Annotated in this window: 9 protein-coding genes and 2 pseudogenes; 3 read left to right on the forward strand and 8 right to left on the reverse strand. The window is 53.9% G+C overall.

Annotated features, from left to right (window positions below; genetic code table 11):
• Positions 1–341: 341 nt before the first annotated feature.
• From ACP7EE_RS18980 to ACP7EE_RS18990, 3 genes are all read right to left on the reverse strand, one after another.
• A complete protein-coding gene (locus tag ACP7EE_RS18980) occupies positions 342–1736 on the reverse strand; it encodes an undecaprenyl-phosphate glucose phosphotransferase (protein ID WP_426204041.1) in 1395 nt (464 codons plus the stop codon).
• 379 nt (positions 1737–2115) lie between these two features.
• On the reverse strand, positions 2116–2775 hold the full coding sequence (locus tag ACP7EE_RS18985; RefSeq protein WP_426204039.1) for a helix-turn-helix domain-containing protein: 660 nt from the start codon (positions 2773–2775) through the stop codon (positions 2116–2118).
• Between the two features lie 271 nt (positions 2776–3046).
• Positions 3047–3787 (reverse strand): winged helix-turn-helix domain-containing protein, encoded by a 741-nt coding sequence (locus ACP7EE_RS18990; protein WP_426204036.1) that lies wholly within the window; start codon positions 3785–3787, stop codon positions 3047–3049.
• A gap of 517 nt (positions 3788–4304) precedes the next feature.
• Here ACP7EE_RS18990 and ACP7EE_RS18995 point away from each other — a divergent pair.
• Positions 4305–5138 carry an undecaprenyl-diphosphate phosphatase gene (locus tag ACP7EE_RS18995; protein WP_426235858.1) on the forward strand — a complete coding sequence of 278 codons (834 nt, stop codon included), beginning with the start codon at positions 4305–4307 and terminating at the stop codon, positions 5136–5138.
• Here the strand turns inward: ACP7EE_RS18995 and ACP7EE_RS19000 are convergent, their stop codons facing one another.
• Both ACP7EE_RS19000 and dusA read right to left on the reverse strand, forming a co-directional pair.
• Positions 5139–5510, reverse strand: a complete 372-nt coding sequence (locus ACP7EE_RS19000) for a DUF2388 domain-containing protein (RefSeq protein ID WP_426235860.1) — start codon at positions 5508–5510, stop codon at positions 5139–5141. It abuts the gene before it with no gap.
• 85 nt (positions 5511–5595) lie between these two features.
• Positions 5596–6615 carry a tRNA dihydrouridine(20/20a) synthase DusA gene (gene dusA / locus ACP7EE_RS19005; RefSeq protein WP_426235862.1) on the reverse strand — a complete coding sequence of 340 codons (1020 nt, stop codon included), beginning with the start codon at positions 6613–6615 and terminating at the stop codon, positions 5596–5598.
• Between the two features lie 112 nt (positions 6616–6727).
• On the opposite strand from dusA, the pseudogene ACP7EE_RS19010 reads away from it, so the two are divergent.
• Positions 6728–7234, forward strand: a pseudogene (locus tag ACP7EE_RS19010) (site-specific integrase); the annotation flags it as partial.
• A gap of 437 nt (positions 7235–7671) precedes the next feature.
• Positions 7672–8697, forward strand: coding sequence for a formylglycine-generating enzyme family protein (locus ACP7EE_RS19015; protein ID WP_426235864.1), 1026 nt, complete (start codon positions 7672–7674; stop codon positions 8695–8697).
• Between the two features lie 54 nt (positions 8698–8751).
• Here ACP7EE_RS19015 and ACP7EE_RS19020 read toward each other — a convergent pair whose 3' ends face one another.
• The 3 genes and pseudogenes from ACP7EE_RS19020 to ACP7EE_RS19030 form a co-directional block, all read right to left on the reverse strand.
• Positions 8752–11262, reverse strand: a complete 2511-nt coding sequence (locus ACP7EE_RS19020) for a LysM peptidoglycan-binding domain-containing protein (protein WP_426235866.1) — start codon at positions 11260–11262, stop codon at positions 8752–8754.
• A gap of 20 nt (positions 11263–11282) precedes the next feature.
• The gene (locus tag ACP7EE_RS19025; RefSeq protein ID WP_426235868.1) at positions 11283–12116 is read right to left on the reverse strand and encodes a DUF4123 domain-containing protein; all 834 of its coding nucleotides are present in this window, start codon (positions 12114–12116) and stop codon (positions 11283–11285) included.
• Positions 12113–14145, reverse strand: a pseudogene (locus ACP7EE_RS19030) (type VI secretion system tip protein VgrG). Before ACP7EE_RS19030 ends, ACP7EE_RS19025 begins: the two are co-directional and overlap by 4 nt.
• Positions 14146–14700: the final 555 nt, after the last annotated feature.

Genomic DNA, 14700 nt, shown 5'->3' on the forward strand with positions numbered 1-14700 from the left:
CCGGTTTGCTGCGCTGCACCTCCTCTCGATGTGTTTGGCTGCGCCAAACGGTCGCTACGCTCCCACCCCCGGATCAATCCCTCCACTCAGCCTGCCGACGGGCGCTCGAGATCAAGAGCGGTACTCGAGCTAACGCTCATTGTGTTGAGTGGTGAGAAGCGAAGTGCGGTTTTCGGGTGGATATCAAAACTGTGGGAGCTGGCTTGCCAGCGATGGCGTCGGATCAGCCGACATCAATCTTGGCCTGACACTCTGTCCAAAAGCCACCCTCAACCAAATCCCGCCCACAAAAAAGGGGACTTTCGTCCCCTTGCGCTGTTGCCTTGTGCTTGGTCAAACCATCAATAGATGTCCTTCGACAGCAGGGTGAACGGTGTCTTCACCAGGATTTTCAGGTCCAGCCACAGCGACCAGTTATTGATGTACTTCAGATCGATTTCAACACGCTTTTGCATCTTGTCGATGGTGTCGGTCTCGCCTCGGCAACCGTTGACCTGTGCCAGACCTGTGATGCCCGGTTTGATTCGGTGGCGGGCCATGTAGGCGAGGATTTTCCCCGAGTAGTAGTTGTTGTGCGCCACGGCATGTGGACGCGGGCCGACCAGTGCCATGTGCCCTTGCAGCACGTTGAACAGTTGCGGGAGTTCGTCCAGCGATGTGCGGCGTATGAAGCGACCTACCGCGGTGATGCGCGAGTCGTTGCGGCTGGCCTGTTTGACCTCAAGGTCATCGTGCATGCGCATCGAGCGGAATTTCCAGACCTTGATCACCTTGCCGTTCCAGCCATGGCGATCCTGCTTGAAGAACACCGGGCCTGGCGAGTTGAGTTTGACGGCCAGAGCAATTGCCAGCAGCACCGGGCTCAACATGATCACCGCCAGCAGGGCGACGCTTTTCTCAACCAGACTTTTGCTCAATGCTGCGGTCGGGCGACTGGTCAGCGGGCTTTCGTTCAAGTAAATCGCCGGCAGACCGTCCACGACTTTCACCGAGTGGTTAAGCAGCGTCAGGCTGTTCAAGTCTGGCACCCAGACCACGTCCACGTTGGCCCCGAGCAGATCGACGTACATGGCTTCGATGTTGGCGGCTTCAGACAGGGCGAGGGTGATGTACAAACGACGGATGTCGTGGGTTTTGATCAGCTCGAGCAAGTCTTCCTGAGCGCCGACAACGCGTGGAGCATCGGAATCCAGAACCGGCAGGGCGCCGTTGCTGACCAGACCGACCAGAGGCAGGTCTTCGATCAGGCTCAACTTTTTCGCGAGCCCCAGTGCCAGTTCGCCGGTACCGACGATCAGGGTTTTCTGGGCACTTGTGCGAGAGCGCTGGTAGAACTTCGAAAAGGCATGCAGCGGTGCGTACAGCAGCGCCTGGCCGAGGAAGCCGTAAACCGCCCAGCTCAGGATCACCTGCCGCGAAAACAGCTCATCGGCCTTGCACACGAACGCGATGAAGGCCAATGCGGCCATGGTCATCGACCAGCCCATGAGCAGACGCCCCAGCCCCGTCAGGTAGTTGTCGCGTTTGCGGTATACGCCGGTGAAGGTGTACGCCGGAACCGAAGCCAATACCGCCAGCGTTGCGCACATTCGGTAATAGAACGCGACGGTTCCAGTGTGCTGCTCAGCCAAGATGAACAGGAGTGCAACAATAAAGGTCTGTGCCAGCGCCCATTGCCCCCAAAAGGTAAGTCCCTTGAGGTCAGTGTTTCGATTGATACGTAATGTGAGATCCATGCGATATCCCCAAAAGACTTCCATTCAGGTTTCGACAGTTGAAGTCTGAGTTGTTAATTAGGCTTATTGTTTTTGTTTGCGCTTGAGTAACAACGTCGATATGCCGAACTGTCGTCAGTCAATAGACTAAGTTATTGCCAGGGATGCTGTCTGACGAGTTCTAACAGGTGGCAAAGTGCAACTATCGAATTTTGTCTGATAATCGAGCGTTAGAAAACGTCGAGCAACAGAGGGTGTATTTAATAGTTTATTTGCTACTGTAGGAGGGGCGGGGATAGCGAGGTGTAATCAAGGAGGAGGATGAAACCAGACAGAGTGCTTTTTTATTTTTGTAGTTGCACTGTATGTCTGTTTGTTTTGCAGATGGAGCCAGGGCTTATTACGCTACTACTTCCTGGATCAGGCAATAGCCGCGGTTTCTCACGGCACGAAACAATCGTTCACCGTTGCTGGCGCCTTTGAACTTGTCTTGTAGGCGACTCAGGCACATCTCCAGTCCGCGATATTGCTCAGGCTCTCGGCCAATGCTGAGGATCAGTTCGTCGCGACTGACAACACGCTCTTCATGGTGAAGCATCTTCTTGACCAGTGCGGCTTCCAATCCAGTCAGGCTGATCTCGATATCTTCTTTGACCAGTACGCCTTGATCGTTATCGAGATGCCAGGCTTCAGTGCAGGAGTTGTCGCACTGATCAGTTTGAGTGGCGCCGCCGGCTTCTGCTGTTGTTGCGCGAACGCTCTGGAATGGATTTGCAGTTTGTGCGGCCAACCATTCTGCCTCGAGGGTTGCCAATATTCGCTGGGTATCGTGTTCAATACTGCGTGCGACATTTTTCCTTGTGCCGCTTGGGTAAGTGAACTCCATCAGCATGGGAGCGGAAGAGGGCGAAGTAGCACCTTCAATAAACATTTGTGCCTGAGAGGTGCCAAACGAATTGAAGCGTTCGCTGGACAGGATGCTCTCAAGTTCGCGTTGCGACGTTGTGCTATTGGTCACAACGACAAAATATTTTCTTGGGAGGGTTGTACTAGTTTCCATGTCTCTCTCCTAAAGTACGCACCAAAATTGGCGAAAAAGATAAATCGGCAGGCGAGCAATGACTTCCTTGGAAGTAATCCACAGGCAGGGTCTGGGCCGGAAAATGGCCCTCGATAAATTCCACTCGTTCTGCTGCTATGTTGTTAAGTTTATTGTTATGTTGTTGCGCTCATTCAATTGCTGAGAAATCAACGGATGTGAAGTACTACGAGAGCTATATGGTTGCATCAGACGATCCTTCGTACGTATGCAAAAGGGTGGCTGCCCTTGATCAGGCAGTCGATATCAGGCCCCGCAGCAGGCGATAGCCATGGCCGCGGATGCTCTGAATCGCGTTTGTACCATACATGTCCTTGATTTTTCCACGCAAGCGACTGATGGATTTCTCCAGTGCCCTCGGGTCGTAGAAATTGGTATTGAGCCCCATGATACTGGCGATTTCATCATGGCTGAGAATGTGGTTACTGGTGTGCGCAAACGCTTCGAGGATCTTCATTTCGGCAAACGAGATATCGAGTTTCTGGTTGGCGTTAAGCAGGCATATGCGCGTGGGGTCGAGCGTCAGGCTGATGTCGCGTTGCCATTCTTCACTGCTGAAGAACTCTCCAAGCAACTCAGTGTCATCGTCGGACAAGGTATTGAGCTTGATACAAAAGTCCGCACCAGCCAGGTAGTACCTGATCTTGTTAAACGCGCCGCGACCAGTGATGACCGCGCAAATGATGGATTTCAAGTTGTCACTACGCAGGCTTTCCACCAGCGCGAGATTGTCTTCGAGTGCTTGAGAGCTGTCGATGACAATAAAGATCGCCCGATAAGAGGTGGAGTATTCATTCTGCTGATATGAACTAGTGTACGAACTGACCTCAAGCGCCAAATCGGTCTGCACGTGCTTTGCCAGTAGCGCTCTAAAATGCTCAGCCACAACGAGGGTACGGCCCAGAGTGAGTACACCGGGTTCGTTATTTGTCGGGCGCGGACTTCTAGTCGCCAAGTTCCCTGAGAGCATCATGCATTGACTCGAATTAAGTGCTGACATCGGGATGTTAAAGCACCGGTTCTCATCTGTGACTGACAATTGGTAACATTTGGACGGATTTTAGACGTAGCCCGCGAGTTTTCTAACAATAATTAAGCTTTTCAAGCTTTTAGTTGCTTTTCTCGAGACTGTGAACTAGCTGGAGTAGAGGGCTTAGATGGTGGCAATGTGAAATTGTGCCACTATTTTGAATCGATGGCGACCGCTTTATTCATGTCCTTTTGCCACTGTCTGGCCATCTCTAAGTAATGTGAGATGCATCACACTTTATTGGCTCGACGGACTTTTATCTACTAACTGCTTAAATTTTTCCTGATTAGTTCGTAGGCGGACGTTTATTAACATGGCTTGAGTGTGCGTTTTGATAAGACATACTCTGCGTCGCCTGTGCAGGCAATGGATCTCGATATCCGATTGTTTTACTTCAGATACTCAATTCCTGAGTGCGGTTAAACGAGGCGCTCGCCAAGAGCACTCTGACGGAGGATTAATGGATTTCTGGACCTTTTTCCAGGTGTTGATTTTAGGTGCGGTGGAAGGTCTGACCGAATTCTTGCCAATCTCAAGTACCGGCCACCAGATCATTGTCGCTGATCTGCTGGAGTTCGGCGGCGAGCGCGCCATGGCGTTCAATATCATTATTCAATTGGGCGCCATTCTTGCTGTGGTCTGGGAGTTTCGGCCGAAGATCTTCGAAATCGTCAAAGGCCTGCCCACCGAGCGTAATGCTCAACGCTTCACCCTCAACTTGCTCATAGCCTTTATGCCAGCCGTGGTCTTGGGCGTGCTGTTTGCTGACACCATCCATCACTACCTGTTTAACCCGATCACCGTTGCCGTGGCATTGGTGATCGGCGGCATCGTGATGTTGTGGGCCGAGCGGCGCAGGCATGTCGTGAGCGTCGAGCATGTCGACGACATGCGCTGGTCAGATGCGCTGAAGATTGGCTTGGTACAGTGCCTGGCGATGATCCCGGGCACTTCGCGCTCCGGCTCAACCATCATCGGCGGTTTACTGTTTGGCCTGTCGCGCAAGGCTGCTACCGAATTCTCGTTCTTTCTGGCAATGCCGACCATGGTCGGTGCGGCGGTTTACTCTGGTTACAAGTATCGTGACTTGTTCCAGCAAAGCGATCTGCCGGTGTTTGCGCTGGGATTTGTCACCGCGTTCGTTTTCGCGATGATTGCCGTGCGTGGCTTGCTCAAATTCATTGCCAACCACAGTTACGCCGCGTTCGCCTGGTACCGGATCGGGTTTGGCTTGCTGATTCTGGCGACGTGGGGGTTTGGCTGGGTGAACTGGACGGCGGCAACGGCGGGGTGATCACTGACTGCTGATCAGTGCGGCGATGGCCAGATCACTCAGCTGTGCTTCTGGCGACTCCTGACGAAAACGCTGCAGGGCTGACGTGAAATACGCCGCTTGCAGCGTGCCGTCACTTGCCAGATAAAGCCGCGCGTCTTCGAGCTCCTCGGCGGAGTAAACACGTTTAAAGTTTTCGGTGGTGTTATTGGTAGCCGAGAAGGGCGTGAGCAGCAGCACGGCAATGGAAAGCCCGGAGAACTGCGTGACTTCCCAGGGTGTTTCGGTTTGCCCCATGCAGAAACCGTCGCAGTGCGCATAAGTGTTGGAGGTGACGCTGAACAAAACGAGGAAAGTGAAGCGCTTGAAACCAGTGAAATTGAACGCGGGCATACTCGAACGACATCCTGTCAGCAGATCAAAAGAATTTTCAGCCGCAGGCAACGTTCATTCGTTGCCCACAAGCTCAAGGGATCAATCAGCGGCCTTCCAATAACTCGGCAGCCTGATCCAGCAACGCCAGCGGATCCTTGGCCTTGTGAATATCCACCGACAACAACTGGCGAAACTTGCGCGCCCCCGGAAAACCGGTGCCCAAGCCAAGTACGTGGCGCGTGATGTGATGCATCGAACCGCCGGCAGCAATGTGCGCCGCGATATAAGGCCGTAACTGCGCCAGCGCCTCGGCCCGAGTAATCACCGGCGCCGTACTGCCAAACAACTGCTGATCCACTTCGGCCATCACATAGGGATTGTGATACGCCTCACGGCCCAGCATTACCCCGTCGAAAGTCTGCAAATGCTCGTGGCAGGCCTCCATCGTCTTGATCCCGCCGTTAAGGATGATCTCAAGTTCCGGAAAATCCGCCTTCAACCGCGCCGCCACGTCGTAACGCAGAGGTGGAATGTCGCGGTTCTCCTTCGGCGACAACCCCTCGAGAATCGCAATCCGCGCATGCACGGTAAAACTCGTGCACCCGGCGTCGCGCACCGTACCGACGAAATCACACAGTTCTTCGTAACTGTCGCGCCCATTAATACCGATCCGATGCTTCACCGTCACCGGAATCGACACCGCATCACGCATCGCCTTGACGCAATCAGCCACTAATCGCGGATGAGCCATCAGGCAGGCGCCAATCATGTTGTTCTGCACCCGGTCACTGGGGCAGCCGACATTGAGATTGACCTCGTCGTAGCCATGCTCCTGGGCCATGCGTGCGCACGCGGCCAAGTCCAGCGGAACACTGCCGCCCAACTGCAACGCCAATGGATGCTCGGCATCGCTATGACGCAGGAAGCGTTCGTGATCGCCATTAAGCAGCGCACCAGTGGTGACCATCTCGGTATAGAGCAGGGCGTTTTTCGACAAGATGCGCAGGAAAAACCGGCAATGGCGGTCAGTCCAATCCATCATGGGGGCGACACTAAAACGGCGAGACGGCTCGGAGCGGGATGGGCTAGTGTTTACGGGCGCTTCAGGTTTTTCGAAATTCATTGGTACTGATCTTTGATACGGCGGTTTTTACCCATTATTCCGTGATTTTCGGGGTCGGTTGGTACAATGTACCAACCGACCCCGGCCATGTACCAACTGGAAAACGGGCACGATCACATCACGTGAGCGCTAGGACAAGTCGACGGCTTGCGCGGCGCAGCTACGGATCAATCGAGACGGGAAAAGAGTTTATCAGGAAAGCCCAACCTTCGGCCGCAAGCAGGTCGCTCAGGCTTGGATCGAGCGGCGTGAGACTGAGCTGTCTGAGCCTGGTGCAATCGAACGAGCGAATCGCAAGGGTGTGACGATCAGAAAGATGATCGAGTAGTACCTGGACGAGTACGAAAAGATTCGGCCGTTGGGTAAGACGAAGAACGCAACACTCAACGCGATCAAGGATATCTGGTTGGGTGATCTCGAAGACTCGGCGCTGACCAGTCAGAAGCTGGTGGATTTCGCACATTGGCGGATGAGTAAAGAGGGCGGCGGCGTTCAGGCGCAGACGGTCGGCAATGGCCTTTCGCACTTGGGGGCGGTGTTGTCTGTGGCGCGTCCAGCGTGGGGCTATGAGGTGGATCCGCTGGCCATGTTTGATGCCAGGAAGGTGTTGCGCAAGCTATGCCCGTGCAATGGCCGAATACCTGGGCCTGGGGCGTTACTACGTAAGTGATTGGGACAAAGGCATCCGCTTGGCTGTGGAGCTCGGCGGGTAGGCATCTTTGGTAGTCGGGTGCAGCACGGTTATCGGGCATTGAACTTGAGTTTTTCATGAGGCATCTAGTGAGTTAGCCGGTCCACGTTAAGACGTGGGCTCACCGGAAGACACGCATTTATATGTACGAACGAGCCAAAGAGAAAAATCCGGAGCGTAGCCAGGTCGAACACGTATTGGGAGCCTATCGTCACCGTGCTGTTAAATCCAGAGAGCAACAGGTCGAGAAAAGGAGTGTCATAGTTGGAAGGTTGACTCGACAACCACTTTAAAAACTGCCGGGAGCATGATACCCGCTGCTCATTCCTTGAGCTCACGCCGAGTATCGAAAAATGATAGTCTCGATGACATTGATAGCTATTTATAAGGACATTAAATTGGTCAGACTGATTTTATTACCTATTTGTACTTTGCTGCTGCTGACAGGCTGCCAAGCTCAATCATCCTCTCTCCCGAAAAGCCAGAAACTCTCGCCTGATAAAGTCGCGAAGATCGCTACGACCATTGAGCAGCAATACCCAAAACTCTCCACCGAGGTTCGCGGCAAGCTACTGAATACCGTAGTGCAGTCACTGGATAACATGGTGTTTGTCGAGGGTGGCGAGTTTCAGATGGGGGATTTTGGTTGGCCGTACGACGATGACCCTACAAAATTGTGCGACTGGCCATGCGGTGTGGACCCGGAGCAAATGGGTCATATCAGCATGGACGGTGATGACGACTTCGTTCATCCCGTTAGACTGAGCAGTTACTCCCTGTCGAAATTCCAAACAACCCTGGGCGATTTCGATGTGTTCTTTATTGCTCAGGGCAAACCGTTGTTTGATGCGGAGCTACGTAAGCGAGAGAATTTGCAGTTCCGCTATCAACCTGACTTACCAGCTGCTACTCAAAGCTGGCAAGAAGCCAAGGATTATTGCGGCTGGGTAGGTAAACTGAGTGGTTACCCTGTGGATTTGCCTACAGAAGCCCAGTGGGAGTATGCCGCCCGCAGTCGCGGACTGCATGTATTCTTCCCTACAGATAACGGCAGTTTGAATTACGGACGCAATTTTCCTCTCCAGGGAAAGGGACGCACATTTGCTGTAGACAGTTTCGTTCCTAATCCGCTAGGACTCTATAACATGTCAGGCAACGCTACCGACTGGGTAAACGACTGGTACGATAAAGACTATTACCGCCACTCGCCATTGGAAAACCCTCAGGGCCCGGCTACCGGAACGGAACGAATCCGTCGAGGCACCAATGCAGGCGAAGATCCTTTGCTCACGGCCAGTACTGTTCGACGATTCCCTAATGAGCCTACAAGAAGCCGGCATTTACCCGGTACAAGTTTCCGTTGCGCAATCCAATCCAATCAGCCACTTTAAAGCACTCCAGCAGACAACAAAGGCGCTTTCAAGTGCCCTTGTTGTCGTTCAAAATCATGCCAAACCATCAAACCGGCCACTGCGCTGTGCGGCCACCAGCACACTCTCCTTACGCCAAGCATTGCTGGGGTTCCAGGCCAATCGGACTGTAGTATCGGACGTCTGGTTAATCGCCAAGCTATCAATAAAACCATTGAATTGGTCTTGTTCATGGCCGTTAAGCAAGGCGTTAATTCGCTCCAAACTCTCCATGGCATTGACCTTTGTCGCGTCGAGTGAACAATGCTCCAGCACTTCAATAAATTGCCGCCAGCGACGAACTTCCGACAGAAGAATGACCAAGGCCTTTTCCTGCTTTTCGTTGAAGCTACCAATCCCTCTGGCGATAACTCCTTCTGTTAGCAGGTAGACCATGGGACCAATGGTTTCAGGCGGCAACACGCTCAGTGGAACGTCTTGGTCCCGAATCCGCATGATCTTATCTGTCTTATGATGAATGAGATAATCGGCTAGTGCTTCAGCTTCTATCTTCGTGGCTTGTCGATCTTCCCACCAAGCAAGCATTTCTTCGCGCCCTAACTCAAACCCCTCAATGGTCTTTTTCACCGGCGAGGTCGCCACCTGGTACAGCCCTGATGCCATATAGCTAAAAGCTTCCTTCGTCACCCCCAATAGGTGCCTGTAATCTACATCCGCCAAGGCATTACAAAACAGCAACGTCAGCTTTCCCACCTGCTCAAGGTCCACCACCGTACCAAACCCACCACCGGCACCAGGACCGAATACCAGCGAGCCTTTGCAGTTAAATGCCAACCGATCTTTCGCAATGCTGAAGCCAAACTCACCACCTGCACCGATCCCCAAGGCGACATTCCCTTCAGCCTTGATCTCTGCCAACTTCGCCCAGTTGCTATTGGCGTTTGTCTGACCGGTGACGGCTTTTCCGGTACCTTGTTTTTCCGGTTCAACCCACTCGAAGGCACCGCTTAGGGCGCCACCGGTTTGCGCGCCTGCAAAAGCGTCGCACTTGACACCGATGTTGCCACTGCGACCGAGTTCCATGGTCGGAGTACCGAGTAACGCTGTGGCTCCTGCGGGGGTTTCCGTTGGCTTGTATTGCGTTTTAACACCAGCCTCGCCCTGTAACTTGGCTCCAACAAAACACGACAATTCCAATTTTCCACTTAGGCGAAACACGCCCATAGGGTGTAGAACTTCCTTTTTCAGAGCATTGAGATAGGCCATGTTCGCGACGTATCCGCCCTGACTAGGAAAATACGTATTCAGGGACGCTGAAGCTTCAGCCATCGAGAACGCCGCGCTCCCCTTGACGCCTACGTCGATATTGCCCTCTTTGGGGTTCCAGCTATTCACTCCGGCACTGGCACTTGCGGCAAAGCGCAGTGCATGAGCTTCGGCAGATATGGCATAGGGCGATGCGTCACTTTCATTAGATGCCCAAGACACTTCCTTGTGCAACGCGTTGAGCAGATTGTCCTGTTTACTGGTCCAGGTACTGATCTTGAGTTCCAGGATGCCCAAGGGGCCTGCTTTACGTCCTCCACCGACCGCGTTTTTTATGTCCTTGATCAGGTCAGCGGCGAGTTGCTTGTTGAAGGGTTTTCCGGCCATGACGCGGGTAGGGACTCGGACATTCCATGCGGTGGTACTTCGCCACGGAATCGAGACGTAATGACGCTGAGTCGGGTCGCTGAACAGGATGATTTCCACCACGGTGACGCCGGACTTGGTCTGACTGCCACGCTGACGTTCAGTGCTGCGTCCCTTGCCATGTTTGAGATCCGGGGCGGCGCTGTTGGCGCTGGTAGAGCTGTCTTCGGATTCGGGTTTTTTTTGTGCGGTAAGTTGGGCACGAAGCTTGCCGATTTCCTGATCTAATTCCCGTATTTTACTTTTTTGCAAATTCTTCCAGTTGGCTTCAAATTGCGTAGCACCAAGAGAACTGGGACGGTATTTCTGATACCAGTCACGCGCCTTCTGCAAAGTGGCCATTTTTCCCTGAAGATCTTTATCGCTGGTCAGTGGTGCGGCTTTTTTTTGCTGGGGTTCAGTGCTGCGCATCAGCAACCCGGCGCCTTCGGCTTTGACTGCCCAAGCATCTTTTACGCAGCGTGAGCAGGCGCAGCTGGCATTGGGTTCTTGAATTTTCTTGCACTGGATGGCAGGCAGCGCTTTCGCGAGATTCTGATGCAGCTCATCCATCAGTTTCTGGACAGCGCTGATTTCCTGCTTCAGTGCTTTGGACTGTTTGTCAGTCAGAACATAGAAATGGGGCTCACCGGTAATATGCGCCACATCGACCAGTTCCTCATCGCACTCGGCTTGCCCCTTAAGTGCGGTGGAGCTAGTGTTATCTGCATGCATCGGTGGTGGCAGTGCTGGCTTGGGCGCGGTATCGGGCAGCTTCAGCTCCCATCCAGGCTTGATGTAGTCGGGATCAGTAATGATCGGGTTAAGCGCTTGTATCTCGGCCGTTGTAGTGCCGTTTTGCTGGGCAATGTCTCCCAACGTATCGCCGTTTGTTACCGGGTAGGTTTTGTTCATCGGATCATCGTCCTTGTGATTCAGAGACGCTCAAGCTCGATTAGCTTGTCGCCAAGGCCCAAGTCATCACGGGCCAATAATTCGGTATTTGGGGAATTGCTCCAGAAGCTATCGCCCTGACGTAGCGCCAAACGCAACCAACGCTCTTGCTCGGCCAGCCGCAGATACCCTGTTTGCCGGGCCCCGAGTAGTTGCCGATAAACGAACGCCACCGGCTCAGGCATCGACAGTACCGTCTGATAATCCAGGGCGAATCGTCCTGCCAGCACTTTCAAACGGTGATCATCCATCTGAGCCTGGCGCTCGACGCTTAGGTGTAACCAGCCAGGCTCCTGAATCTCCGCGTCCGGGTCAGGTCGGGGGTGAGCCAAATGGCGCCAGCCCAGCTCATTGCGCCACACCATGTCGGTGAGCGGTCCCATGAACTGCAACAGCTCCTTTTCATCAAGGCTGTTCAGTAGCGGCTCCAGCCAGCGCGGGTCGAAAAAACGCATCAGTTGGACCGGCGTGTCATCAGTGCTGATGGTCAGCAGGCTGCGCCAATGTTCAACGGCCCTCTCGAAGGATTGCTCATCCTGCAGATAGACAACACATCCGGCATCGGCCCGCTCCAACAGCCTGCTGGCGTGCTCCATGGAAGCGCCAGGTGTCGGGCACAGTAACGCGAAAGGCCCGGCAGCTTGCAGGCCGGCATAAGGAGTATCGTCGAAGAGCGGTATACAACGTTCGACGCCATAGCCGGTGAGCTGATCGACATAAGCTGGTAAATCCGGATCAAAACTGGCATCCAGAATCACACACAGGACGCCCAGTGCTTCAGGCGTCTGAAAGGGCGAGGAGATGGACTTGATCATGCCGTCTTACCTGGATGGTGGATTGGGCAATGACCTGATGCGTCGAGGTGACAACCAGGAATAGGTAGGAGAGCACCTGCCACCGCCTGCTGTTGGTAAAACGGCAGGCTGGGAAGCGGCAATGCTGTTGGCGCCATCAACCCTTCAAGCATCCCCGGCAACACAGGAGCAGCAGCGGTTCCCGCAGCAGGCGCACCACCAATTTGAATCTCAGTACTGCTGAAAATACCGCCAGGGCCTATCACAATGTGCTGACCGCCGCCTTTCAGGGTGATGCTGGCCCCTGCGTCTAGGATCAGATGGGCGCCGGCCTTGAGGTGGACTTGTTGACCAGCCTCAATCACCACTGTTTGTCCTACACGGGTATGGCTGCTGCTAGCGACTTGCAAATAGTCATTGGCTTTGAGATCGACTTTACGGTCAGCAGTGACGGTACGCTGCTCTTCAGCTTCCAGTACAGCGATGCTGTTGCCCTTGATGGTTTCCCGGCGTTCGTTACCCACTTCCAGCCGACTGTCATGTTCGACCTTTTGCTCCATGTCACGCTGAGCACGCAGGTAGATCAACTCCTGGCCGCTGTGATCTTCAATCGACAGCTCGTTGTACCCGCCACTGGCGGGTGAACTGTGGCTGCGCAGAACCGTTTTGGTTTTGTTCGCGGGCAGGGGGTACGGCACCGGCGTGACTTTGTTAGGCACGCAACCCGTAATCAATGGATTGTCGGGATTACCTTCCAAGTAGGTCACCACCACTTCCATGCCTATACGCGGGATGGTCACCGCACCGAAACTATCCCCGGCCCAGCTGGATAAAACCCGTAGCCAGCAGCTGCTCTTGTCGCTTCCAAGTTCGGCGCGATCCCAATGGAACTCGACCTTTACGCGCCCATACTCATCGCAAAATATTTCTTCGCCAGCAGGCCCGGTGACACGTGCTGTCTGGCTGACCAGCATCGATTTTCGCTTGAGCAGCGGTGGACGGAAAAACACGTCCCAGGGAATCGCGCTGAAGCTGTTGCGGTAACCTTGGGTAAAGCCGTCTTCAGGACTCACGTCGCTGGTGATCGCTTCTTCAAGCGCCTGGGGTTGTTTTCCAACGTGATTGACTCTGAGCAACAACCACAACGCGTTGCACTGCTGACGCGGGTGTTCGGTCACGTCGAAGAAGTGACCGCTGCGCAGGGTTGGCTGATCGCTTTTCCCCTCAGCCAACTGGTAGTCGCTTCGGTGCCGCTCCAAAGCCTGCCGGGCAAGCTGTTTGCCGAGCTTTTCATTTTCGTGCAGCGCCGGGTAACGGTAGTCTTCGAGCGCAGGAGTAAACTCGGCAGTGAATTGGCTTTCCAGCAACAGGCTTGGGCGTTTTAAATCATAATCCCGACGCGTGGCTGTGCTGGTCCGAGTGCTAAAGCGCATGGAGAACTGACTGACCACTGGGTGATCAGCTGCCAGGCCTGAACCTTGCTGGTACGGTGTGCCCCCCAGCTTGGGGAAATAGGTCTGATCGTCCGTGAATACTAGCTGATGGCCGTCCTGGCTGTGTTGATGGTGCCATGAAATCCCATCCTCACTGCATAACCTCTGGATGAACTCGAAGTCGTTTTCGCCGTATTGAGTGCAGTATTCGCGCTCTGCACTGGTGCTGACATGAAAGGTATACGCATCGGCCTGGATGCCATGTCCATTGAGTACCTGTGCCACGATCTGCGGCACCGTCAGGTGCTGGAAAATCCGCTGGTTATGGCTGAACTGCAAATAGTGCAGAGCGGGCACCAAGGTCAGCTGGTAACGGGTCAGGCGTTTACCGGCTTCACCCACGAACACATCTTCGATACGCCCATGAATACCTGAAGGAAGGCCGGCTGACTGAGCAGGCTTTCCAGATCGAAATCAGGGGATTCGCTGACCAGTTCAATCTGTATCGAATACAAGCTGCTGATAGCTTCGGTGCCGTAAAAGGCCAGCACCTTAAAATCGTTACGAACAGATGGGATCAGTAACGTGAAGTGCGCAGCATTAGCCGGCGCGAACATACGCTTATCCTTAAGCTGAGGGAGGAGACAAAACACGAAGCCCAAGCCATACCGAGCCTGAGCAACCTGAATCTCAGAGCACGCTGACAAAATGGCAAAAAAAATTGATATAGGAAACAGCCTGATATTTGTCAAGGTTTCCTCTACGAAGCGACAGAGAAAAAGACAGAGAAAAGGATGTCGAGTTCATTTCTAAACTGCGCGGGAGCATTTTGGTTGATTGCAATCGTCAGCGCGGATCGGGCGGGGGGGCGATCAGGAGTTGGAAGCCCTCATCTTTGAGAGGACTGTTCTGATGGGGCGGGCCGATGTTCAGATTTCTTGCGGAGAGGGAGAGTATCGTCGACGCGCGGGTGTCTGTTTCTATTCGTTCTGAACTCTAGCGGGGAGCGATGGGGATGGGGCAAAAATGGGGCAAAACGTACGCCAAACTGCTACAGAGCATTGTGTCTTTGAGGGCATGGCCAGGCTAGCCGGGGTGCAGACGAGGGGTTACGCCCAATCCATCATCGGCGCCACGCTAAAGCGGCGGGAGAGCGGGGCGGGTGTGGCGGT

The organism is Pseudomonas sp. TWP3-2, assembly GCF_049897765.1.
In the GTDB taxonomy this organism is placed as follows: domain Bacteria; phylum Pseudomonadota; class Gammaproteobacteria; order Pseudomonadales; family Pseudomonadaceae; genus Aquipseudomonas.